We start from the raw sequence: 25,314 nt of genomic DNA, 5'->3' as shown, positions 1-25,314 counted from the left end.
CTTGCCGTATTGGCTATGTCGATAAAAATAGTCAGTAATATGGCTAAGTGTAGAGTAAAGTTAGCGCCGTTTTGTGCGTAGTCTACTCATAAAGATATAGAATCAAAACAGTGAGATAGCGGTATGAGTCACAGAAATTATAATCAAAGAGAATAGTGATTGTTTTCACAAATGGACAAGGATAGACTGAATTTAAGGTGCATTTAAAATGCCGGTTAATGTATTAAGGTATAGCTATGCTAAATATTGATGATCCCACCGCAACAGAAAAAATCCCGGCTATTTTTCGTTTAGGCTTCCGACCTTTCTTCTTAGGTGGTGCAACCGTTGCTATGTTGTTTGTGCCTTTGTGGTTAGTGACTTGGTTCTACCCCCAATATAGTTTATTTCAGACTGATTTTTGGGTGAAAGTGGTGCCTCTATGGTGGCATCCCCATGAAATGCTCTTTGGCTTTGCTTTGGCAATCGTGTGCGGTTTCTTGCTGACTTCGGTGCAAACATGGACCAATCAGCCCGGTATGAAGGGCTGGGCTTTAGCGGTTACATTCGGCTGTTGGTTACTGGCACGCTTAACCTTGTTGCTACCCATATCGATCCCACTGTGGCTGCCAGCGTTACTGGACTCTTTATTTTTACTATTTACCGCAGTTAAGCTCTGGCGCTGTATTTATAAGGTGAAGCAGTGGCATAACATTGGTTTCCCAATCATGTTACTGGCAGCAATGTGCATAAACTTGCTGAGTTATTACGCATTAAGTCAGAGAGACTTTTCGCTAAGCCATCAAATTTGGCAAGCTATGCTTTGGTGGCTAGGTTTGCTAATTACAATTGTAGGTGGTCGAGTTATTCCATTTTTCACTGCCATTCGCATAAAGCAAACTAAACCAAATCCTATTGCAATGATTGACAATAGTTTGATTGTTATCATGGTGCTTTTAGTTGTACAGGCTATTAGCCAAGTGCTGCCTAAAGAGCTAGAACAAGTTCTGCTATTTATTGCTGCGGCGCTGCACTTAGTGCGTTGGCTACGTTGGTACCCTCATAAGACCCTAAAAGAGCCAATGTTATGGTCATTGCATAGCGCGTATCTGTTTTTACCCGTGACGTTGTTTTTGTTAGCGTGGAACATTAATGACGCCAACGCTTATCGCCATTTACTGCATCTATTTGCAATTGGTACGTTAGCTGGAATATGTCTGTCGATGATTTCAAGGGTGTCACTGGGGCATACCAGCCGCAATATTTATCAAGGTCCGAATATGACGATTGCATTCGCTTGTATACCTATTGCCGCCATATTGCGTTCAATCATGCCGATAGTTGCACCAGCAGAGTACCAACTATGGTTGTGGTTAGCGGGTGGTTTCTGGTCGCTTGCATTTGCGATGTTTGTGGTGAACTATGCCGCTATATTGTCTAAACCACGCATCGACGGTAGACCAGGTTAGTGTTAATTGTTAACTAGAAACTGGCTTACAGAAGCAGGCTAAAGTAAACAGACGAATAAGAAAATAGATAAGGTTGATAGAAAACGCAATGATAGTAAATTATCTGATAAAAATGCTTGGGTCGATATCGTTAGCTTTGCTATTGCCAGCCATGAGTGTGCAGGCAGCGGATAATGCTAATGCTCAAACGACTGCAGCTAAGGAGCAACAGCTAAGAGATAAAGCATTACGTGCTAAGTTTCCGGTTCAGTATGAAAGCTGGCAAGAAACCTCGGAGCAAACAGAGCGTGAGGATATGCTGGCAAGCTACCCCGCTGCGATTATTTTATGGGCAGGCTCTTCCTTTGCCAAAGAATATAACAGCCCTCGGGGACATCACTTTGCCGTTGCGGATGTAACCCATACGCTACGCACAGGCATACCTCCTGAACCCGGTTCAAAGGGATTATCAGCTAGTTGCTGGACTTGTAAAACTCCAGATGCCCCAAGACTGATGAAAGAGTTAGGTGTTGAAGGTTTCTCTGCCAAAAACTTTACCGACGTAGGCACTGAAGTTAACAGTGTGGTGTATTGCACCGATTGTCACGTGGACGGTAAGGCTGAGCTCGCTATGCCACGTCCACATGCTCAGGATGCGATGGCCAAGGTGCACCTGCCTTTTGATAAGCAAGATATCAATATGCAAGGCGCGCAGGTATGTGGCCAATGCCATGTGACTTATTATTTCCAGCCTGAGCGCAGTGATAAAGTCAATATTCCATGGATCTTTGGTAACAATGTTGATGATATCGAGAAGTACTATGACACCCGTCGATTCTATGAGTGGATCCATCCTATCTCAAAAACCCCCATCTTAAAGGCGCGTCACCCTGAATTTGAACATTGGAGTCGCAGTGAACATGCAGAGGCCGGAGTGACTTGCATCACCTGCCATATGCCAGAAGAAAAGGACGATAAGGGCAATACTTTTACCAGTCATAAGGTGAGTAAAGCGCTGGACCATTTTGATTCGGTTTGCCAAAACTGCCATAAGAGTGAAAAGACCATTATTAAGTCCCTTGAGAACAGCAAGGCGACAATTAATGCCAAGGCGCGAGAAGTTGAAGGGCTATTGGTAAAAGCGCATTACGAGGCGGCAGCGGCCTGGGAAGCGGGGGCAACATGGCCGTTAATGAATGATGCCATTATGGCTATTCGTCATTCTCAGTGGCGCTGGGATTTTGCTATGGCGTCGCATGGTTTGTATGCACACAATCCTCAAGAAGGTAATGAACTACTCGATATGTCTATTAAACAGGTTAAGTATGCTCGTGAATCATTAGCTGAAATTCTAAATAAGTTTGCCGTGACTAAGGTTGATTATCCAGACATTAGTAGTAAAGAAACGGCTCAAGCTGCTGTAGGGATTGAGCTTGATAAACTGACGGGAAAAAAGCAGCAATTTATCAAACAGGAAGTCGATAACAACTGGTCGGAAGTGACTCGATACGGCTACTAGATATTGCCACCTCTGGTTTTGAAGGCTCAAATAAAAAGCCACCTTATAAACTTTTAATAAAAAATCAGTTCAAGGTGGCTTGTTTGTATTGAGACCGGCTTAGTTAGCGATCTTTAAATCAGCTCTATCGCTAATGAGGTTCATATCAAAGTCAAACTCATCGACTCGGATCGCTCGCTCACGTTTTAGATTGTAATCTTGCAGCAGTTTGTGCTCATCGCTGCTAATTACCTTGGCCCCAAGAGCGGCATCAAGAGTTAACGAGAATTTGACTCCAGCCTTAAAAGTACGTGCTCTTAGGGCTTTCTTAACCTTAGCAAGCAGTGGTAGACATTCCATTTTCGCCAGATAAGCTTGCTCATTGATATCGTTACCATCACCGGCAATCGGTTTAATCAGGTGAGTAAGATTTTTCTTAAACTCTGTATTAAGTTGAGCTTGCTCTGCTAACTCGCGCACTAAATTGTCATTGATTTTAGGCATCTTCGCCGAATAAGTTACGGTGATTAAACGCATGAACTTACGGGTCGCTGATGACGGGAAGTTATCTAAGAAATCCAACAAGGCTTTCTCTGCCTGACAAAGTGACCAGCGGGTAGCGTAATGGAAATAGGGAGCAGCTTCTTGTCGCTCTGCAGCGGTTAGCTTCTTTTCGTAATATCGAATAGACGCCATTGCTGCGTATAGGTAGCTCATCACATCACCTAGACGCGCTGATAGCATCTCAGCTTGTTTCAGTTTACCGCCGAGCACTAAGAGTGAGAAGTCAGCGTAAACAGCAAGCTTAGAGGCAAGTTTATGGACTGATTGCTCATAAGGTTTGACTTCTGTAAGGCTTGAGCCCGCAGCAGCAGTGAAAGGCAGTAGACCTAGTTTAAACGCACGTAAGCTGTTAGCGACACTGTAACCAACCGTTTTACGTAAAATGCTGTTAAATTCTTTGTCTGCACCTTTGTCGTTAGAGTGAATTGATTCCACCATCGTTTGTAGGTACGGGTGACAACGCATCAAACCTTGACCGAAAATCATTAGGTTACGAGTCAGGATGTTGGCACCTTCAACGGTAATAGCAATAGGCTGCGCGACATAGCCAGAGGCTAAGGTATTTTGCGGGCCACACTGAATAGCTTTACCTGCCTGAATGTCCATGGCTGAATCGAGTACATCTCTGCCTAGCTCTGTCATGTGATACTTGGCGATGGCGGTAACCACCGATGGCTTTAAGCCTAAGCCTAGCCCTTCAGTTGTGAGAACGCGCATCGCTTCTTGCAGGTAAGTTTTACCGGCAATATCGGCGAGCTTTTCTTGAATACCTTCAAATTTACCAATCGACAAACCAAACTGCTCACGTACCGCTGCGTACTCTGCCGATGATTTAAATGAGGCCTGGCTTACCGATACACCTAGAGCTGGTAATGAAATACCGCGTCCAGCGCCTAAACAAGCAACCAACATTGCCCAGCCGCGGCCGATGTTCTTTTGGCCACCAATGATGAAGTCCATCGGGATAAAGACATTTTCGCCACGAGTCGTACCGTTATAGAAACGAATGCCCATAGGATCATGACGATTACCGAGTTGTACACCAGGATGCGACCTAGGAATAAGCGCACAGGTGATGCCAAGGTTTTCTTTGCCACCGAGCAAACCATTAGGATCTTCCACTTTAAAGGCTAAACCTAAAACACTGGCGATAGGGGCAAGGGTGATATAACGCTTGTCCCAAGTCACGCTTAAACCGAGTACTTGTTCACCTTGGTATTCACCCATGGTCACGGTACCAATATCTGGAATGCCGCCAGCATCTGAACCCGCCTCTGGGCTGGTTAGTGCAAAACAGGGGATCTCTTGACCGTTGGCTAAACGCGGTAACCAGTAATCTTGCTGCTCTGATGTACCGTAATGCATCAGTAGCTCACCTGGGCCGAGTGAGTTTGGTACCATTACGGTTACAGCTACGGCAGAACTTTTAGCTGCGATAGTCGCCACAATCGTCGAGTTGGCATACGGGCTGAACTCAAGACCGCCAAATGACTTTGGAATAATAAGCGAGAAAAACTTATTTTCTTTTAGGAAGTTAAGAATGCTGTCTGGTAGATGCTTACTGCGTTGGATCTCAAAATCATCCACCATCGCTAGCAAGGTAGCGACAGGACCATCTAAAAAGGCTTGTTCGTCGTTAGACAGGGTGGCAACAGGAATGTCACGTAGGGCTGCAAAATCAGGTACCCCTTGATAAATCGAACCTTCTAACCATACATCACCGGCATCGAGTGCCTCTTGTTCTGTGGTAGAAATACTTGGCAATACTTTTTTTAGTTTAGTTCTAATGCTCATATTCAATGCTCGTCCGACCAGAAGTTATGCTTCACATTACGTCACAAAAAGAGCGCCAGATCAAATTTTCAAACGATAAATTTAAACGCTTGTTTATATTTGGGCTGGTATTGTGTTTGATTTTGAATATTTACAATACAAATTTCATAAGCTTACGCCTGTACGCTTAAATGAAATTATTTTTTACCGATTTGATTTTATTGGCGAAAAAAAAACGAAAAGCGGCTACAGAATACAATTTGATTGTGTGAGGGGAGTAAATTATTCAGTGTATCGTCTACATCGAATTTGCACGGCTTATGAGATAGAAGTCAAATTGAAGATGAAAAGTCATGGCCAATGCGATTAGGCCTTATTTCGACGTGGCCAACTCGATACTTTTAAATGATAACTCGAATGAACCCGCTTGTTTGTCGGCAAGTAAAAAACCGACTTGCTTGATATCGCCAAAGCTAAGTTTTGGGGCATTGACCACACGTCCTCTATACACTGATTCAAAATCATCAGCTTTAAACTCAATGGTAAGCCATTTGTTTTTTTCTGTTTTAAAGGCGCTTGAGTAGGCAAAAGAGTCCCACTGTTTATCTGTTCTTAGGCGTAATTGGTAGCGTCTACCATCACCTTTGACGTTAAGGCGAATAAGGTCAAGTCCTTCAGGTATGGTGACCGATATTTCTGCTCTGGTTGAGGCAAAGCCACCATTTCGCTCTAAAGATAACTGGCCGCTGAAGGTGGCTATATCGGATATAATTTCAATCTGGCTGTTTGAAATCCCGCCCATAACGGTATCGTTAATCAATGTCCAATTAGGGGTTTGCAATTCATTTATCACGGATAAATAACACGGCATCTGTTGATTTGTCATTAAAGCTTGCTCCTTAGCAAGGGCCTGGTTGGTTGTGGTGAGGCTTAACAGGCTGACACTAAGTAAAATTGTTCTTATTGCAGCACTATATCCAGAGCTAACATGGGGGGGAAAGCTGCAGTGTTTTATTGGTCTCGCTGGTGGCATAGTGTGTCGCCTAATTGTAAACCTTGATAGCTTATACGTTATAACGGGCTGGTTGGTTTATAAGTTTTGATTAATTCAATTTATTGGGATTAATTTGACGTATTCCGTCGCCGAACTTGTACTCGACGCTTACTTTAACTTTTACTCAGACTCATATTGGATTGACGTGAGAAGGGGAGCTTTTTTAAATGAACAAAGCAGCGATAGGGGGAATCCATCGCTGCAATAATGGTTTAAACAATGGTTTAAACAATGTTTATTAAGCTAATTGATGGTTAACACCTGAGTGTTTGAGTCTTGCGTATATTGCCACGGTAAATACTGTGGATCTTGCCCCTCGTAAAACCAAATAACCGCAATAAGTTGGCTTTCATGGTTAGCGACTTTGACCTCTTTGCTGAGCTTGCCTTGGTTTAGCGGCCCTCTAAACAAGCAGGAGTCAAAATTTACAGCGTAACTATCCCCTAAGATCTGATAGTCATCGCAAAGTGAGAAGTAACCTCTTTGTGTGTTGTCTTTATCGACATTTATCGTCAACATATATGCAGACTCTAGCTTGTTATCTGCATCTACTACAAGATCGTCCAGTGAAGTCGGATCTGGAGCCGGCTCCTCTGTGGTGGTGTTTGTGGTATCTGTCGTTGTCGTTGTAGATGCGGTCGTTTCTACGGGGGCGGGTGTAGCAGGAGAGCCTTCATCACCGCCTCCACCACATGCTGTAATCAACAAGGCAATACATGCCAGTAAGCTATTAGGTAGATTGAAAAAACGCTTTATTTGATTATTCATGGCATAGCCCTTAGTTATTTAAAGATGAGTGAGTCATTGGCATTTTCGTACCAAGTCGGGTTGGTGTTACCTGTGCTATCTGCTGCAAAATCAACAAATTCACTATAGGCATTATCTAAACGCTCTTTTTCTTTAGGGTGCTTCCACGTTACTGGGATCTCAATTGCCCACGCCATGCCGTTTTCGTCTTGGAAATACTGTGACGCACTTGGGTTAGATGCATCGTCTCGGGCTCCAAAGTAGTTAGTTGAGAACTTATCAGTAGGGGCTTGGTTCTTCAGGTGGATCTCTAATTGTCGGCCTGGATTTGCTCCTACTACATTTTTCGCGGCCAGACCATGATCGGTATTTGGTGTCGCAAATATAAAGGGATCATACGGAAAGGCCGGCACCAGACTTTCATCAACCGGGGTATCGAAGGGAATATCCAGTGACCAGGTGGTTCTAAAGGCGGATTCACAACCTGTTTCTGTTCTCAGGTATTCACAGCCTTGTTCTAAGGTAACGTAGTCCGATAGGTCTTGAGTAAATACAAATACAGCATTGGTTTGCCCCGTTTCTAATGGCGACACTGTTTGTGCAATGTTATCAATCGACCAACTAATGAAAGACTCTTTAATTTTCCCTCGACTGACACCAGGTAAATGAACCGCAAAGCCATTGTGATATGCAGCGCCCATAGCGGCTAACTGTGCTTCGAAACCAATACGTCTAACCTTATTATTTTTGACATACTCAATGATCCGTAATTGTACGACCACATCGTTCATATCAAAGTCACCCTGGTCTGGGTAAAGATCCTCATAGGCAAGGGTGGTATAGGTAGACGAAGAGGGGTAGTAATTAATGGTCACGCCAGTTTCGGTAAGGGTTACCGGGTAATCTTCAACCTCACCGTCGCCAACACCACCTGTTGGAGTGATATCTTGTTGAGTACTTAGACGAAAGCGTGCCCAAGTTGGTCCGGCCTTCGCCCAGCTAGGAACTTCAATACTGAGGGTGTTGAGACCATTATCAAGTGGTTCACCTAAGATAATCTGTTCTTCTAAGTCAAACTCGCCGTTTTGATCCCAGTCAAACCAAGCATTAAGGTAGCCATTTCCACCGCTAGCAGTAACGAGTAGTATTGCACTCTCGCCAAGCTCAAACCCCGTAGGCATTGATACGCCATCTTCGTCATCAGAGCTATCGCTGGCATCATCGGAGAGTGGCGCGGCATAACCATCAGACTCATTATCGACACTCGCGCCTAAATAGAGATTATCGCTGATGTTGTGTCTGGCACCATTTGAGTTTAATCGGGTGCCGTAAGAATCAGGAGCATCACCAAAGTCGACACTATCACCTACCACCACTTCTGCTAACGCGCAGCGGGCTCCATCGTTGGCTGATGAGGCTGGGCCATACGCAAATAACACTGCGCTTGGTGAAGCCGAATCAACGTTAACTTTGTAGATATTACCGTTACTGTTATTACTGACATAAAGGTTGCCATCAGGGTCAAAAAATTGTGCGCCAAAAATAAAGTTTCCCGAATTTGAGGTAATGACCACGCCTAAGTCGGTGGCTTCTGCACTAGCGGGGTCGATACGCAACAGCCTACCTATAGATCCATTACTAATGCTGTACATGTAACCATCGGTAGGATGAAAGGCGAGGTCGGTAATATTATAGGTCGCATAGGCGGTACTGCCAGGCACTAAGGTCATGTTATAGCTTGCAGGGTTATCAAGAGGGATTTTGAATAACCCTTTACCTTTTCGATAGCCATACCAAACGTTTTCATTGATTGCGACGTCTCCGACATAGAAATTACCGGCACTCGCAGCGGTTGTATCTTTGGTAACAGAAAGGGAGATAATTTGATAATCGTTGCCGGCACGGCCTAATGATCCCGTTGCATAATCCCAACCGTAAATGTAGTTATCATGGTAATTAAACCCAACGCCGTTGTAGCCGTTGCCTGTCCCCATATCCTCAGATAACACCACATAGCTACCAGTTGCTAGGTTTACACCGTAGCTTTTGGGGGTATTAGATTGCTTCTGGATCACAAATGCTTCAGTTGGACAGGCACTAAAGGGAGCGGACGCGCTGACACTGGCAGAAATTAATAAGCTTAAAATTAATGGGGAGCAGCGTAATGGGATTGTTTTGGATATTTTCATAATGCATCTCTCACTGTCGATATTATTAATATATTCAGTGAAAGCATAAGCTGTGCCATTAATTTTTATTGTTTACTTTCATTGGTTTATTTGTTTTGAAAGATTAAGGTAAAGATCAGTTTTTGCATTTTGCAAATCAAAATATATGTGAGGAGTGAGGTGTTGGATGTAAGAGTTGAGGGAAAGGTGTGACTCACCATATCGGCTCGAATGATGACATCAACCGCTAATATTCACCTTTATTTTCATGATAACTATTCATTAATAGCGTAAAAGGATTTACTTGGATTAAGTTCCTAATGATGCTAAGTTTTCTTTTGCTGTAACATTCTCTTAACTGTTTTGGTGGTGAGGAATTTATGTCGAAGATGCGCATAGGGATAGTGTGCCACCCAAGTATCGGGGGCTCGGGGCTGGTAGCAACAGAATTAGGGTTAGGGCTTGCTAAGCTTGGCCATGAAGTTCACTTTATCTCCAGTGTTCGGCCTTTTAAATTGATAGAGGATTCAGAATGCTTATTCTTTCACTCCGTTGAAGCCATTAATTACCCCCTGTTTTCCGATCCTCTATATACATTTGCATTGACGGCTAAAATAGTGGAAGTGGTCGAGCAATTTAAGCTTGATGTTGTACATGCACACTACTCCATTCCTCACTCATTATGCGCTTATCTAGCGGGTGAAATCACCGAGCATAAGTTTCCAACCATCACGACTATTCATGGCACCGATGTGACGATTGTTGGTCAAGATAAACCTCTGTATCCACTTAATCGTTTCAGTATCCATAAAAGTAGTAAGGTCACGACGGTTTCGAGCTATCAACGTAACTATATATACAGTCATTTCGATAAAAGTAAGTCGATTGATGTTATTCATAATTTTATTGATTTAGACGTTTTCTCCCCCAAATTTGCAGACATTAATGTTCGACGTCAGTTAGCGAGAGACGATGAGAAAATCGTGATGCATGTGTCTAATTTTAGGCCGCTAAAAAACAGCGACACAGTGATCCGCTCATTTCACATGCTACTTAGGAAAGTCAAAGCTCGGCTGGTACTGCTCGGGAGTGGCCCTGATATTGATGGTATCAAGCAGCAATGTGAAAAGTTGGGGATTTTAAAGCATGTTGTCTTTGTGGGAGATGCTACCCATGTTGAGCATTATCTCCCTAATGCTGATTGCATGATCCAACCGAGTTATCGAGAGTCTTTTAGTATGGTGTTACTCGAAGCGATGGCCTGTGGCGTTCCAACGGTTAGCAGTAACGTCGATGGTGTTCCTGAAGTGGTAGACAATGGTAAAACAGGTTTTATGTTTGACCCTAATGATGCGTTAGGTATGGCCAAAGCCATGGAGCGCATCTTGACTGAACCACACACGCAACAAAATCTAGGCAAGGCTGGAAGAGCTCGAGCGGCTAAACTGTTTAATCCAGAAGAGAAGATTTTACAATATCTTAAGTGTTATCAAGACGCCATTAAGGACTCTCAAACAGAGGTAGCCGATATGGGTCAGCAAGGAGGCATTATATGACCAGCAAAACTGCAGCAATAGCGCCAGAAAAAGAGTCTGCCGATAAGCCAAAACAAAAAATGAGTATGTCGACGTTGGTGTTATTGTCGTTTGCAGCAGGTATTGCTGCGGGATTGTTTTTTGGTGAGATGTTGGCCTGGATGTCGGTTATCGGTGATGCTTTTATTAAGCTGCTGCAGATGACCATTATTCCGTACATTATCGTATCTTTGATTTCTAGCTTAGGTAGCCTAAGTATGGAGCAAGCCAAATCTCTTGGCGTGAAAGTCGGTAAGTTAATGTTGGTTATCTGGGCTTTTGGTTTGCTGACGATGTACTTTATTAAGTACACATTTCCTGACTGGCAGGCAGGGGAGTTCTTTAGCCTGACAGCGCTTGAAGATCCTAATTCGATTAATCTGCTTGATATTTATATCCCTTCAAATCCATTCTTCTCATTATCAAATAGTTATATTCCTGCGATTGTTCTATTTTGTGTTGCAACGGGAATAGCGCTTATCTCTATCGACAATAAAGACTCGTTAATGAAGCCGATGCAGCTATTGGGTGAGTCGTTTAATAAAGTGACTCAAAGCATTGTAAAGTTGATGCCTATAGGCATTTTTGCCATGACTGCCGCAACAGCTGGTACCATGGATTTCGATGAGTTTCAAAAGCTGCAGGTGTATTTTGTTGCTCATGTAGTGATGACTATTATTTTAACTTATTGGGTGTTACCAGCCATTCTGGCCGTGATCACGCCATTTTCTTATCGCGATATAACCGGTATTGCTAAAGATGCCATGGTCACCGCATTTGCAGCGGGTAATATTTTTATCGTGATCCCGATTTTAATTGAGCGGACTAAAGAGTTATTCCATAAATATAATATTGGCAGTCAGCAAAGTGATGATTATGCCAATATCATCATTCCGGTTGTGTTTAGTTTCCCTAACCTCGGTAAGTTACTTACTATTGTGTTTGTCCTGTTTGCGGCGTGGTTTTCTGGCCAAGAGCTGGATTTTTTGACTTATCTACCTATGTCATTAAATGGTCTGGTTAGCCTGTTTGGTAGTGTCTATTTAACTATCCCTATGTTGCTAGATTCATTAGAGCTGTCTTCTGACTTATTCCAGCTTTATATGGTTTCAAGTTTGTTTACCAGTCGCTTTACCTCGTTATTAGCAGCGATGAATATCTTTATTTTAGCGGTTGGCGGCACGGCAATGCTGGTGGGTGTCGCGAAAATCAGCATGAAGCGTTTAGTTATATACAGTGCGTTAACGCCAGTGTTTATTGGTATATGTTTGTTAGGCTCAAGTTGGTTATTGAGTTCGATTGTAGATACTGAATATGAGATGGATGAGGTGGTTGCGCAGATGAGCTCTGCAGAAAAAGTGCCGGATCAAGTGATCGCATACAGTTGGGGGGATGTCGCAGCAGCGAATGGGCCTCGCAGTGTACAACAGATAAGAGAAAGTGGTGTACTTAGAGTCGGCTATAACCCGATACAAGTGCCGTTTTCTTTCTACAATGCGGAGCAAAAGTTGGTTGGCTTTGATGTTGAGCTAATGAAAAAGTTAGCCCAAGAGATGGATCTAAGCATTGCGTTCATCCCTTATACTTTTGCTAATGTACTTGAAGGGATTAATCAAGGCCAGTTTGATATTGCGATATCGGGCTTGCAGATGACAACTCAGCGATTAGAGCTGGTGGGCTTTACTACGCCTGTACTCGATCTGCACTACGCCTTTGTGGTGAAAGACCATCGAGCCGATGAGTTTAAAACCGATAAATTGATCCAAGATGCGGGCAAAGTTCGCATCGCTTCTGTTGGCAGCTATTCAATCATTCCGCATTTAGAGGAGAAATTTCCTAACCTTGAATTTGAAACCATACAATCGGATAGGATGTTTTTTGAAGACGACGGTAATACATGGGATGGCTTGATGATAAGCCTAGAGGCCGGTAAAACCTGGACAATATTATACCCAGAATACACCACTCTTTATAATCGAGAAGAGATTAAATCATTTCCAGCATCCTATGCGGTGGCTCTTGACAATGGGTCATTACAAACCTTTTTAAACAGTTGGTTGGAGCTACAAAAGTCGTCAGGTTTTGTCGACAAGCTCTATGGATATTGGATTTTAGGTGAGAACGCTAAACCAAAACAGCCTAGGTGGTCGGTTATTAAAGATGTGTTGCATTGGGTAGATTAAGTGTCGATAAACAATGGGCCATAAATGGTTAGGAGTATAGCGGGTGAAAAAAGCGTCTTTGGTATTACTCATGTTGATGACTCACTCTACAGTCTTTGCAAGTGAAGAGTATGAGGTTGGCCCGGATTCCTATGATGAGGGAGAGCTGCAGTGGAACTATTTAATCGCTTTCCCCATGGTTTGGGCGCCAGATATCTCTGGCTCAATTGCTGCAGATAGCGAGCGAGTTGATATCGACGTGCCGTTTAAAGACATCATTGATAACTTGAACTTCGGTGTTATTGGTGAGCTGTATGCTCAGAAAGGGGATTGGCTCTATAGCCTTAGAGTTAATTACCTAAGGATTAAAAGTGATAGTCAGACCGAGGGCCTTAAAGGGCCCATCTCTGGCGGTATTATCTCCCCGGGTCACAATGTCGAAACCGATATGCATTTAGCCGTTAACGATTTGCTAGCGGGCTATGAAGTCGCGCCTGGCTTGCGTGTATTTACAGGTGTCCGGCATATCTTTAGTAAAATTGATTTAAATATAAAACCATTGAGTGATGATGGACTGATCAATATTAATACTCAGGTACCGATTGCGAATGAGCATCTGTTCGACTGGTTGGTGGGGGCCACTTATCGATATTGGATGACAAAAGCTTGGGGCGTGTCAGTAGGCGCCGATACTAAAATCTATGGTGACAATGATCGAGATTATGGCTTCAATGCCTCGGCTCTATATCGGTTCGGCGACCTACATAATGTGTGGATTGGTTATCGTTACCTGCAAATTGGCAATGACTCAGAAGTCGATGGTGTAAAATATCAGATGGACTTTGTTGAAAAGGGCCCACAGATTGGCTGGGCCTTTAGTTTTTAAGTGCCGAGTCAGAGGCGTGAAAAGGGCGTTAACAGCGAGCTAAGCCTTATTGAATTACAACATAAAACTGTAACTCAATACGCCATAACCATGCCATTTATCAGGATCTGACTCATATTCCTTGGTGTAGAGATCGAAACTCCAACTGACAGACCAAGTGGGGAATGCCCAAATAACACCAGTGCTAGCTCTGGCTTGTTGGTGCTTTATCTGCAGGTACGAGTCATAGGGTAATGAGCCGTCAATAGTCAGGTCGTTGAAGCGGTATCCCGCTTGCGCACGGGCGTATACTGTCCAGCTACCATGTTGGCGTGCACTCGCGCTGTATTGACCAAAATGACCTGCATGGCTACTCAATTGGCCAAATGTTTTTACTAAATCATCTCCCCAGCGTAGTGTAAGGCCAAGGCTCGCCTCTGAGCGAAAATTTCCCAACATATTATGGCTATAACCACTAAGTTCCCATTGGCTATCGTCAGTACTTTTTTGCCTAAATGCTAATGCATCAACCTCGTAAGCCAGTTGCACAGTAAGTTGGTTTTCGACTTGATATTGCCATCCTTTAGGAGGGGTTGAAGAGGTAATTTTATGCACTAACTCTTGCATAGTCTGTGCACCCGACACCGGGCCGATAACACCAATGCTAAACCAGTTCTTTTGCGCTAACGTCTCACTAAAGCTACCTGTAAAGCTTTCAAGTTCCAGTATGCCGGCGTAAGGACGTTCATTGGGCTGAGCATAGTCAAACTTAATCTCAGTTGGGGTCCACATCCTTTGATAGACTTTGGCCCCCCACTGGGCAGTATGGCTATGGCTGGAGAGCCGTAAACTTTTTTGCCAACTAAAGGGCCAAGGAGCTTGAGTAAAGTCTGCTTGAGGGAGAGCTTGCCAGCCAAATACAAACCCATTGGAGTAATCACCATCTTGACCAATAACCACGTCATTATCAAAACTAAAGTGCCATTGATCTGCTAAGGAGGGGCGGGGGATGAAAACCAGCACGCTAGCCAAACTAAGAGCACAACATGCTCGCAGGGGAGATAAGAAGGTCAATGCATGACTCCTCATAGGTCAGGAATGTATGATTTCAGGCTAGGATCTACATAACGCTAACGCACCTAGCATAGCCTTAAATCATTAAGCGGTGCAAGCGCTACTGGGCATGAGGGGGAAAGAGGCTGCGAGCCTGAGTAACAGTGCGGTTACTCAGGGGATTTTGTTAAACGCTGAGGATAAACGAAACGGTTTGACGTTTAGATTGATTAATCTCAGAGCTCAAGTTTATCGCTCTATGAATAGACTTGAGTTAGCTAACTTATTTTGTTGCCTTAAATATTTGCATAAATGAAGGTGGCTGTTGGATATTAATTGGCACATTGAGTTTTCTGGCCACATCATTGGCGGAAATAAGCCCACGTATATGGTGCTTCTGATGGTCGATAACCAACATATGATGTAAACCATTCTCTTGTAAGGTCCTGACAACATCGCTGACATTGGCCGTCAGCACTTCTTGGAAATCAAGAGCCATTAAATCGTCACGCGCTACCATCATATCGGTAACTTGCAGCTCATTAATATGCATTGAGTGTTTCGCAGCAAGTTTCATCATCCTGTGTGGGGACAGTTCATGCTTGCTAATGACTCCTAGAAATTTATTATCTTTATCTACAACTAGTCGCATAAAGGCATGGGTTTTCTCCATAATCTCAGCGGTATTAATTGCAGTCGTCGAGGCGTCTACAACCATAGGTTGAGTGTGATCAAAATCAGTAAAGATAGTCAGGGCTGACTCGTTGAGATTGGTTTCATACTCTTTGGTTGACCACATAAGGTGATCGATAGAGGCAGTACTAAATAATTCGAGGTTTCGCATCAGAATACTCCATGACTAAAAATGGCTGACCGAGATGGCAGAATGTGATCTCCGTTCCATAATGACTAACCTATTCCTCAAGTGCCTGTTGGGTCAATAATTATGAATTACATTTAATTTTAGTTAAGCTTTTGATGTATCTGTTACCAAATCGATGTTTTTTTCTACTGTTTTAGGTTTTAGTTAAGTCGTATATGGCGTAGTTAATACAGCTACTTATTGAATATAAAACCTTTTTCATTACCAGCGAGAGTAGCTGCTTGGCTAAGTCTTGTGAACATAAGAGAACCAACTGAATATGAATCAGACCATAGCAACAATTATACAGCACCGATCGATTAGGCATTTCACGGAACAGGCTATCGAAGCGCCAAAGCTTGAGCAGATTTTACGTTGTGCCAATGCCGCCTCTAGCTCAAGTTTTATTCAATGCTCCAGCATTATACGTGTGAGTGCTCCAGAGGTTCGGGCGCTGTTAGCCAAGCTCGCAGGTGGACAAAGTTATGTCGAGTCGGCAGCTGAGTTTTTAGTGTTCTGTGCTGATTTTAATCGCCATCACCAAGTACATCCCGATGCACAATTAGGCTTTACAGAGCAAACTTTGATAGGGGCTATCGATACCGGTTTAATGGCACAAAATGCCATCATTGCAGCCGAATCTTTGGGGTTAGGAGGCGTATACATTGGTGGGATCCGCAATGATCCTGAGCAGGTGACAGCACTTTTAGGTCTGCCTAAAAACGTGATGCCTTTATTTGGCATGTGCTTGGGATATCCGGCCAATGTGCCTGAAGTCAAACCTCGTTTACCGCTGAGTATTGTGGTGCATCAAGATCGCTATCAAGCGATGGATAAGGCAATACTCGCCATTTATGATCAACATGTTAGAGAGTACTACGCTGCTAGAAGTAGCAATAATAAACATGTTTCTTGGTCAGAACAGATCACATCGACACTGAATAAAGAGTCGAGGCCATTTATGCGAGCGTATATTAATAGCCAAGGGTTCAGCATTAAGTAACTACCTTATGGGATAAGTTTCAATTGATTCCGTTGTTGTTATTGTTGACCGTCTGAGAGGTTTGAACATAGTGCTTAAACGGTAAGGCTTCAGTTAGAATCTCTGCTCCTTCGAGCTAAGCGTAAACGCGCTTGAGTCAATGCTTTTAAACCCGTTTAGTATTTCATTAAAATAATATTTGAGAGCGCTAACAAGCTGAAAGCCTATTAAAACAATAAGCTATTTTCGCCCCATCTGAAATAGGGGGGAATTAGTGGTAAATATTGACTGTCAGCCCTGTGGCTGGGCGAAAATCGGCTATACTGAATAATGAAAAGCGTATCTTAGACAGTGACTATTTTGTAAGTAGTAAGTCTATTAGCTAAGCATTTATGAGAGTATGTAGTGTGTGTAAAGTGTGTGTAAAGTAAATGCAGACGTTAGCTAATATGTAGGTGTGAGGTCATGGCTCTAAGAGTAGCAACCGTGTAGTTTCTGGGCTTACAGCGCGGTCAACGAGGGATGTAGCATAACCCTGAGTTGTTGTATGTAATGGCTAACCCCGACGCGCTTTTCACTCATTCCCAAGGCTTACTTTTTTAGTAAGCCTTTTTTGTTTTCTGTTTGAGTTACTTCTGTTCAAAACGCTCCTTTCGTGTATTTATCTCAGGCTTGCTAACTGTCGAAGCTAGAAAGAGACGTGTGCGCTTTAAGCCATCTCTAGCAATCCAAGTTCAGATTATGGCGCTAATCGAATGTTGTCACATTCGGTGAGAGCTACATCAATATCTATCATTTGCTGTGAGCAGAATCGTTGGCAGTGGTTTGCACGCGTTGAAAAAACAACTAGAGCTAGATAAGTTGAACGTAAATCAATCTGTTTTTGGTGGTTTTGTTAACTTGATCGAACTATGTCATATGTAAAATGCGGCCTGTTCACAAGACTAATTTTTGAGCCTAGCTGATATTCGAAATTTTTATTATAATGTGTCTTTAAAGGTGAGTCGTTTAATCGTCAGCTTTAGGTGTGACGTATTAATAGGATTCAACAAATAATTTATTAAAGAGAAAATGCCATGAGCGCTATCCCACCATGCCCAAAATGTGAGTCAATCTACGTATACGAAGATGGCTCAAACTTAGTTTGCCCTGAATGTGCTCATGAATGGAATCCAAACGAAGTTATCGTGGATCCAGACGCAATCATCTTAAAGGATGCCGTTGGCAACTTATTGGCTGAAGAAGACAAAGTAACGCTAATCAAAGACCTTAAAGTTAAGGGTTCTTCGTTAGTACTTAAAGTAGGTACTAAAGCGGTTATTAAGCGTTTTGTTGATGGCGACCACGATATTGACTGTAAAGTTGATGGTCACGGCCCAATGATGCTTAAGTCTAAGTTCGTTAAAAAACAGAACTAATCGAACTGCCAAGCAGCTAGAACTGCTTGAATGTACAGAAAACCTGCCCAGTGCAGGTTTTTTTGTGTCTAAAATTGGTGGTATCAATTATTTGTGTGGAAAAGTTGCAGATACAAAAAAGCCGCTAAACCCGTCTGGTAAGGGTTTAGCGGCCTTTGAAGGTTATTGCTAACCTAGTATTGGTGGAGGCGGCGGGGCTCTTGGTTATGGTTTAATTGGTTGTATTTACGTGTGTTTTGCTGGTCTTGTTGCTCTAGGTGTTACGTTAAGTGTTACTTTAGTGTGGTGGAGGGAATAATGTTTGAAAATAGTTAAATGATTTTCCAAGAATTGGTAAGCACAAGGGTTATAGCCTTGAAAAATCTTGTTCTAAGTGTTTAATTTGGTAGTTTCACTCTTTTAACTAAATTGGTTAGTTTTTCTTCTGCTTAATAACCTTTAGCTTATTTACATCCCATAGTAAGTGAATATAGGTGAATTTACTTTTTGATTTTTTTATTTGATGAAACTCTTCGCTGTATATTCCACTTTTTGGTGCTTTTGTTTTTTACATTTTCTTCCATGTCTTTTTTGAGTGGTATTGGTAATGCTTCATTTGGCTGTGCGCTAATTGGTGATCCTGCCGCTGCTTCTTGTGCTGTACTATCTGTTTGAGGCCCTGATATGTTGTTGAGTGGGTCTTCTTTGTTACTGGGGGGAGGGGACGGTAGTTTTTGCTCTTCTATGGCTGACCCGTTTAGCTCGGGAATTACGTCGGTAATTGATTCTTCTCTAGATTCTTGAGAGCTACTATTTTTCTGTTTTTTAATAGGTTTTATAGGGGAGGGAACATCAATAATTAATGCCGATTTACTTTCTTCTTTAGGTGTTATCAGTGGGGTAGAGTGTTCCTTTGAGGTTTTATGTATCATGTCTCCTAGTGGATACTTCCTCTTATATTGGGGAGAAGATAGCTCTGTTGGTTCAACTTTCTGAGGGGATGCTTTACCTAGTACTTCCTTATTAGGATTAATATTAGTTGATACTTCATTTGAACTATCACTCTCTTCATTAGATTGGCCCGTTCTAATATTTCCGCTTGAGCAACCCACTAAGAATAATACTATCATGTGACATAAAGCAGTTTTCATATAGATACTGAGCATCAGGATGACTTATTGGAGGCAATTTAATTAATTGTGTGTTTATACTCTATCACATTATTGTTTTTATCAACCGAATATTAAAATATCAGAGTAGAAAATGAATGCTAATAGCACTGAAGGAATAGTATTGAATCAGACCAATTTTCAAGCTAGAGAGGTTTCACCTGAAAGAGAAACTGTAGGAAGGTTCTTATATAGATTTGCTTGGGTCATTGAAGTTTTTGCAGTCCTAATGGGGGTCGCTATTGCTTTAATGTCAATGGTAACTAGTTTCACTGAAGTGCAACTGTATCAAAATGGTAAAATGGGATTTGGTGATTATACCAATGTATTCATTGCAGCGGTTCCTTTCTTAATGGTTGCAGTTGTCGAAGCAACAAAAATTCCTTTTGTAGAAGCTTTTTATCATACCTCTCGAGTGTTATGGAAAGTTGTATTTGGTTTCAGTTTACTTTTTATTGCTTTAATAACATTCGAAAGTGCAATGAACGGTTTTGAACGAAATTTTCAGTCTTTAATTTTTAGTATTGATAAATACAAGAAAGAGTTAGTCAATGTCGAAGAGCGCCTTCCTCCGCAAATTGAACGACGCGAGAAACTAGCTAACCTTACGTCTGAGTTAATTGAGAGGGAGTATAACGAAAGGCATTCTAAAATTTCTGAGCAACGTCAAAGTCAGTCTTTAGTCATTCAAGATAGAATTCAGAGCCTTAGAGCGAGTATTCAAACGGAGTTTGTTACCTCGCTTAGACAACAAGTCGAGGCTAAACAGTCAGAGTTAGCTGTCGTATATCAAGAACGCAAGGAAGAGAGCACTAGATTAGCGGAGCAGCAATCTTTTGCTATTCAGAATGCATCTACGGAATTATCTACCCAGAGGCGAACATTACAGAGTCAGCTTACTTCTGAACAGCTCATTTTGAAAAAGATGCAAGAAGAAGCAAAAGTCGAGATTGATGACGCATTCTTTACTTCAAGCTCAGTAAAAAGAGAATGGAACGCTAAAATAGAGAAAAAGAGCAAGATAGTTGAAGAGTTACGTAATAAGCTAAATGGGCTAAACGCGACTAGTCAGCAAACAACAATGCGAAACGAACAGCAAAGGGCTTCTAGCGATATCCGAAACGCATTTGAAACTCGCATTAGTGCTATTAATTCTGAGATTAAAAAGCTGAATGTTGAAATTAGCAAAAGCGTAGGCAGCCGAGAGAAAGACATAGAGGCTATTGTTGTAAAGCATCAAAAAGAGCTACTCGATACAGAAGAGCAATTTCAGCTTCAACAGGACGAGAATAAGGTTGTACGGAAGGCTGATTATGAAAAACTGGCTAATAACAGTCAGGTGATATCAGATATTGATAAGTTAATTTTAGATCTCGAGAACAAGAGAGTCGAGCTAAGAAATCAAATTAATGTGAAAGTGGGCGATAATCAAGTTTACAGAATGGCTCAATGGTTCTGGGGGATCGAAAGTGCTGCTGATGTTAGGCGAAAAGATGTGATGACTGTTGCTAGCATTTGGTTTGGTTCTTTAGCTTTGCTAATCGCCTTTACTGGAATCATATTAGCCCTAGCTTCATTGGTTATAAGGGATAAAACGATCCCTGAAAGAGGAGAACGTTCCCCAAGTGCAAAAGGCATTAGAAATTCGCTAATTAAATTATTCATGACCTTTAGGCGTTATATTACATATAGACGTAAAATGACAAGAGAACCTGTATATAAGACAACGATTAAAGAAGTGATCAAAGAGGTACCCGTAGAGAAGGTTGTATTCAGAGATATTCCTGTAGAGGTTATCAAAAAAGAGATCGTACATGTTCCTTTGTATACTGATGATAAAACACTGATAAATATAACCAATAGCAATTTCTCTGATAATAAAAAGCAAGGTGTTGCATAAGTATGGATGTTTTGAAGCCTAAGAAGGCATTTAGTACATCAAATTTCTCAGCAGTGAATGATGCAATTGATGTTGAAGTAGATAAAAGAGGTGAGTTATCAAGGTTATACTCTTCTCAACGAACCTTGAATAAATCTATGATTGGCTTGTTAATAACCTCTAGTATTGCAATCGTAGTATTGATGGTAGTAGTTATTTACTGGTTGTTTTTTTTCAGTACGCCGCCTCCATCAATTGTGCAAAGCTTTGACAAACAAACAAGCCAGTCATTGAAAGAAATTGCTAAGGCAAATACTGACCCTGATAAAGTCATAGATACTAGTTTTACCGTTTTTTTGAGAAGTCAGATCGAAACTGGAGAGTATGTTGTAACGGGTAAGAATTATCTTCCAGATAATTTAGTTGAACCATTGGAGCAATACTGCTATTTGGAGCCTCAAGAGGCTGCAACTTCTTTGGCCGGTGAAACAATTGCAAGCATGTCTGATGGGGTCTTATCCGTTGAAACAACTGATAAGTTTTTGCTTGGATTAGCATTGCCTCATTGTCAGTTTTACACTCAAGAAATCCCTTAAATCAAAGTTTCGTTTCGTTTTCGATTCGCTAACCAAAACAGATAGTTTGGCTAGCGAATCGAAAATAAGAAACTACCATACTACTGTTAATTTTATGGTACTAAAATTAATTAAATGCTCAAAGAAGGCTCTGTCCAGGAGATAATTACATATTATATGTGGAGCTCTTCCATCCCACAACTGACCAAGTATTGATATGTCTCTTGATCGTTGCACTTAACCACCAGTCCGGTGCGACCACGGCTTAACAAAACTCGATAGCTGCCATAGGTATAATCATCATACTTCCTACGATAAACTTTGTTCGGTGATAACTGCATAACTCCGTTTCGGTAGTGGAGATCTGGTCCCCATTCAAAAAGGCCGATAGATAGCTCTAAACCTTGGCAGGAGAACTCTGTGCAAGCGGTTTGTAGTTGGCAGCAAGAATCTGGAGAGTTAGGTGCATCAACGTACCAGGGGCCTACATTACCTTTTAACTCGGCGATATCGGTGTTGTTTTTATCGTACTTACTCGATTTTAACCACCCGATTCTAAAGGCATCAATTTTTGCGTTGTCTTCGTGCAGTGTAGATTGCAGTGATTGCGCAAATTCATCACCAGCTGCTTTGCTGGTGGTAATTCGAAGAGGGTAATTATTACGCATTGGTTTTGCTATGTCATAGGCCGTCTTGCTGTTGCCATTGAGTACAGCTTCAATCCAGCTATCAAGATCGTCGGTATAGTTTTGTCTAATGGGAGTCTTTAAGTAAAACTTATCTCTTATTTTTGGTTTGATTCCTTCAACTAAATGAGCGTGTATAGCTGGCATAATTGGAGTGATTCGCTCTCGTAATGGCTGAATAGCATGACCTAGTGAGGTCATCATGTTTTCAAGAGACATTTCATTATTATGTATAGCTTGACCATCTCCCACCAGCAGTACCAGGACACCATATTCCTTTTGTGCTAACCAGCTACAAAATACGTCCAGTTCAGATGCCTGGCTTCCACCGCCCACAGTTTCCCAAGCCCGTTGAGCTTCATCAAAAACGACAAAGTTCTCTTCTCTAACTTGTTTTTGAATAGATTTTTTAAAGTTGATTAAGTGCTGAATTACACTACGTCCATCTATCTGTAATTCTTTTTGGGAGTGTTTGCCGTAGAAGTCTAAAGTGTGTTGGAGCACTTCTACCAATGGTCTGTTGCCTGATAAGAATAAGGGCTTGCATGTTTCGGCTCCGTACATTGTCACTAGATCAGCAACAACACTCATACCTAGCAGTGTTTTACCTGCGCCTGGTCGTCCATTAATGACCACTAGGTAACGCCGTTGATTGTCCTTGGCATGCTGATATAGCTTAACTAGGTGCTCTCTAGCTTGCTCTATACTTTTTCCGGTATCAGTTTTTAGGTTAGGGATGTCATTATCAAAAAAGACTCTGACTGTGCCGTGAATGATACTGGGTTGGCGATTAATTGATCCTTGCTGCCACTTGATAACATCGTATTTATTAATATTTTGTGTTGTAAGTGAATCACACAGTTTTTTGGTCAATTTAGGAAGAATGCTATCGGTGGTGATATCACAAACGACGCTTTCATGTTCGAAGCTGTGTGCATCATTCCTTGTGAGTGCAAGATAACAGTGTCCGGCCAACTGATGGGACTCACTGTGAAACTTAATCATGGTTTGTAAATCAAACAGCGCCCGAGTGACTTCTTGCTGGCTAGCTGCTGTTTTGTGCTTGAACTCTACAACGAATAGGTCCCCTGTGGGCAAAACGATATTAACATCCGCAGCACGTTTTCCGCCTTCACCTACTAATTCTTGCTCGAACGCTATCCAGCATAAATTTGAGTCAATATTGGTATCTGTAATGACTTTGGTTAATGTTGCCTGCATTACATCATATTCAATGTGCCAGGCATGCTCTTGGCTAGGAGATAGCTCTTTAGTCCAGGGGAGCCCGGCATAGAAGCTTCTTAGTGCACTGATGAAACGGTCTTGTGGGATACTTAAAAAGTCTCCCCATGTTCCAGCCCAACCAGATTGGCTCAAAATCATTACATAACCCTATTTAAGTTAATTTCTTTACGGCGGGGATATCCGCTGCTGCCCAATCAACATCCCAAAGCTCAGTACTGTTGAGCCAACGCGAGTCAATATGCTCAGTGAGCGTGACATCCTTCGTTTCTAAGTGGCAAAGGAAACAGTGCATAGTGATATGAAAGTCGGGGTATTCGTGATTTACGGTAGTGAGTAACTTCAGCTCGCTTACACTTATTTTGAGCTCCTCTTGCAATTCTCGCTCAATAGCCGCCTCAAGAGATTCACCGGCTTCAACCTTTCCACCTGGAAACTCCCATTTGTGGCTTATGTAATCTAAAGCTGCGGGTCCACGCTGAACTGTAAGGTATTTGCCATCACGTTGAATAATGGCCGCTACGACTTCGATTTGTTTCTTCATATACTCTCTAGGTGTTTAAAAGCTTTCTTACTCGGTTGGTGAGCAATGCTACATCGTTTGCTGAGTCGAGCACATGCATTTTTTTATGACAATTAGGGCATAGTGCAACAGTATTTTCTGGAGTATCGATACCATTGCGAGATAGCCATACAATATGATGGGTTTCAAGATAAGGCTCACCTTTTTGGTTATTAAAAGGTGCAGGTTGATGGCACAGCTGACATATTCCGTTGGCTAATCTTTTTGTATATTCAGCGACCCAAATATTTCGGTCATAGGTAGTGGTGGTTTGAAGTGAAGAACTAACCTTGCGAGTCGATTGAGTCGCACGTTTAGCTAGTTCCTCTATGCTAAGCCTCTTAGCTTTCTTCTGTTTTACTTCATAAACGTGCAGTTTATCTTCGGCTAGAATGCTATGAAATTTAGATTTAAGTTGAAGGGGGAAAACATAGACTTGGCGAAGATTACCATCTTGATCAGGTTGTTGTTCGGTGTATGGATCATCGACTAGGATCACTTCGCCAGTGTAGGTATATTCTTGATCTCGAAACACTTCAAAAAGGTGAACGGATATGCCATTTGTTTCAGAGTTTTTAAGTGTTTTATTTTGAGCGAAGTTTAGGCTTTGATCGCCCTTAGTGCCCATCCCTGTATAATGCAGTGTATCTATGTCCCATCTATCATCGTAAATAGATTTGATGTGGTTTGAAACTATAACGAGTGAATGAGTAGAGTTAGACTTTCTCATACCGCCTTGAGGGCTGCAGCCAAACGTATCACACAGTTGTTTGTTGTTTAGTTTATCCCCCTGAATCAGTCGAGCTATCGCACTTTTCGTCATGTGGTCATCCACTAGTAAGGCTATGTTTTAAAAGTATTTGTAGTTGTACTTTTACACGTTTTCAATCTCTGGAACAACCCCTGCTAGGTAAATTTAGGCGGCTTATTATGATGAGATAAGCTTTAAGACCTACTTGATTTACTGAGCATAATGCGAGGATATAGTACTCGATAAAATAAGGCTGCATTACTAGTTGATTATGAAATATGATGGTGGATATACAGTGCTCCAAGATTGGCTAAATATGATAAG

Annotated in this window: 19 protein-coding genes; 9 read left to right on the top strand and 10 right to left on the bottom strand. The window is 42.1% G+C overall.

The window, feature by feature from the left end:
- The first annotated feature begins 236 nt into the window (after positions 1–236).
- Both ACVBIU_RS11585 and ACVBIU_RS11580 read left to right on the top strand, forming a co-directional pair.
- Positions 237–1,448: an NnrS family protein gene (locus ACVBIU_RS11585; RefSeq protein WP_447161131.1), complete on the top strand. Its 1,212-nt coding sequence runs from the start codon at positions 237–239 to the stop codon at positions 1,446–1,448.
- A gap of 88 nt (positions 1,449–1,536) precedes the next feature.
- Complete coding sequence (locus tag ACVBIU_RS11580) at positions 1,537–2,946, top strand: ammonia-forming cytochrome c nitrite reductase subunit c552 (RefSeq protein ID WP_447161132.1); 1,410 nt, start codon at positions 1,537–1,539, stop codon at positions 2,944–2,946.
- Between the two features lie 99 nt (positions 2,947–3,045).
- Here the strand turns inward: ACVBIU_RS11580 and ACVBIU_RS11575 are convergent, their stop codons facing one another.
- From ACVBIU_RS11575 to ACVBIU_RS11560, 4 genes are all read right to left on the bottom strand, one after another.
- On the bottom strand, positions 3,046–5,283 hold the full coding sequence (locus tag ACVBIU_RS11575; protein WP_447163762.1) for an acyl-CoA dehydrogenase: 2,238 nt from the start codon (positions 5,281–5,283) through the stop codon (positions 3,046–3,048).
- Between the two features lie 352 nt (positions 5,284–5,635).
- On the bottom strand, positions 5,636–6,148 hold the full coding sequence (locus tag ACVBIU_RS11570; protein WP_447161134.1) for a CIA30 family protein: 513 nt from the start codon (positions 6,146–6,148) through the stop codon (positions 5,636–5,638).
- 411 nt (positions 6,149–6,559) lie between these two features.
- A complete protein-coding gene (locus ACVBIU_RS11565) occupies positions 6,560–7,084 on the bottom strand; it encodes a hypothetical protein (protein WP_447161135.1) in 525 nt (174 codons plus the stop codon).
- Between the two features lie 14 nt (positions 7,085–7,098).
- Positions 7,099–9,252, bottom strand: coding sequence for an LruC domain-containing protein (locus tag ACVBIU_RS11560; protein WP_447163763.1), 2,154 nt, complete (start codon positions 9,250–9,252; stop codon positions 7,099–7,101).
- 359 nt (positions 9,253–9,611) lie between these two features.
- Here ACVBIU_RS11560 and bshA point away from each other — a divergent pair, with 359 nt between their 5' ends.
- Genes bshA through ACVBIU_RS11545 form a run of 3 tightly spaced genes read left to right on the top strand, consistent with a single transcriptional unit; the run spans position 9,612 to position 13,853 of the window.
- Positions 9,612–10,787, top strand: coding sequence for an N-acetyl-alpha-D-glucosaminyl L-malate synthase BshA (bshA, locus tag ACVBIU_RS11555; protein ID WP_447163764.1), 1,176 nt, complete (start codon positions 9,612–9,614; stop codon positions 10,785–10,787).
- A complete protein-coding gene (locus ACVBIU_RS11550) occupies positions 10,784–12,988 on the top strand; it encodes a cation:dicarboxylate symporter family transporter (protein ID WP_447163765.1) in 2,205 nt (734 codons plus the stop codon). The genes bshA and ACVBIU_RS11550 overlap by 4 nt, the downstream gene beginning before the upstream one ends.
- Before the next feature lie 43 nt (positions 12,989–13,031).
- Positions 13,032–13,853: a hypothetical protein gene (locus tag ACVBIU_RS11545; protein ID WP_447161139.1), complete on the top strand. Its 822-nt coding sequence runs from the start codon at positions 13,032–13,034 to the stop codon at positions 13,851–13,853.
- A gap of 54 nt (positions 13,854–13,907) precedes the next feature.
- Here ACVBIU_RS11545 and ACVBIU_RS11540 read toward each other — a convergent pair whose 3' ends face one another.
- Together ACVBIU_RS11540 and ACVBIU_RS11535 are read right to left on the bottom strand one after the other, a co-directional pair.
- Positions 13,908–14,906, bottom strand: a complete 999-nt coding sequence (locus ACVBIU_RS11540; RefSeq protein ID WP_447163766.1) for a lipid A deacylase LpxR family protein — start codon at positions 14,904–14,906, stop codon at positions 13,908–13,910.
- Between the two features lie 262 nt (positions 14,907–15,168).
- Positions 15,169–15,729 (bottom strand): CBS domain-containing protein, encoded by a 561-nt coding sequence (locus ACVBIU_RS11535; protein WP_447161141.1) that lies wholly within the window; start codon positions 15,727–15,729, stop codon positions 15,169–15,171.
- Between the two features lie 298 nt (positions 15,730–16,027).
- Between ACVBIU_RS11535 and nfsA the strand changes: the two genes are divergently transcribed.
- Together nfsA and ACVBIU_RS11525 are read left to right on the top strand one after the other, a co-directional pair.
- Positions 16,028–16,750, top strand: a complete 723-nt coding sequence (gene nfsA, locus ACVBIU_RS11530; protein WP_447163767.1) for an oxygen-insensitive NADPH nitroreductase — start codon at positions 16,028–16,030, stop codon at positions 16,748–16,750.
- Positions 16,751–17,805: 1,055 nt separating this feature from the next.
- A complete protein-coding gene (locus tag ACVBIU_RS11525; RefSeq protein WP_447163768.1) occupies positions 17,806–18,147 on the top strand; it encodes a zinc ribbon domain-containing protein YjdM in 342 nt (113 codons plus the stop codon).
- 479 nt (positions 18,148–18,626) lie between these two features.
- Here the strand turns inward: ACVBIU_RS11525 and ACVBIU_RS11520 are convergent, their stop codons facing one another.
- Positions 18,627–19,277, bottom strand: coding sequence for a hypothetical protein (locus ACVBIU_RS11520; RefSeq protein WP_447163769.1), 651 nt, complete (start codon positions 19,275–19,277; stop codon positions 18,627–18,629).
- Between the two features lie 112 nt (positions 19,278–19,389).
- On the opposite strand from ACVBIU_RS11520, the gene ACVBIU_RS11515 reads away from it, so the two are divergent.
- Positions 19,390–21,195 (top strand): hypothetical protein, encoded by a 1,806-nt coding sequence (locus tag ACVBIU_RS11515; protein WP_447163770.1) that lies wholly within the window; start codon positions 19,390–19,392, stop codon positions 21,193–21,195.
- A 2-nt stretch (positions 21,196–21,197) separates the two neighbouring features.
- On the top strand, positions 21,198–21,770 hold the full coding sequence (locus tag ACVBIU_RS11510) for a hypothetical protein (RefSeq protein ID WP_447163771.1): 573 nt from the start codon (positions 21,198–21,200) through the stop codon (positions 21,768–21,770).
- 152 nt (positions 21,771–21,922) lie between these two features.
- Here ACVBIU_RS11510 and ACVBIU_RS11505 read toward each other — a convergent pair whose 3' ends face one another.
- Genes ACVBIU_RS11505 through ACVBIU_RS11495 form a run of 3 tightly spaced genes read right to left on the bottom strand, consistent with a single transcriptional unit; the run spans position 21,923 to position 25,062 of the window.
- Entirely contained in the window at positions 21,923–23,818 is a 1,896-nt protein-coding gene (locus ACVBIU_RS11505; RefSeq protein ID WP_447163772.1) for a DNA/RNA helicase domain-containing protein, read from the bottom strand.
- 13 nt (positions 23,819–23,831) lie between these two features.
- Positions 23,832–24,221 (bottom strand): (deoxy)nucleoside triphosphate pyrophosphohydrolase, encoded by a 390-nt coding sequence (locus ACVBIU_RS11500; RefSeq protein ID WP_447163773.1) that lies wholly within the window; start codon positions 24,219–24,221, stop codon positions 23,832–23,834.
- Between the two features lie 7 nt (positions 24,222–24,228).
- Complete coding sequence (locus ACVBIU_RS11495; protein WP_447163774.1) at positions 24,229–25,062, bottom strand: HNH endonuclease; 834 nt, start codon at positions 25,060–25,062, stop codon at positions 24,229–24,231.
- Positions 25,063–25,314: the final 252 nt, after the last annotated feature.

The sequence above is a fragment of the Shewanella sp. 30m-14 genome (assembly GCF_052977125.1).
This window is presented reverse-complemented; position numbering and strand designations above follow the sequence as displayed.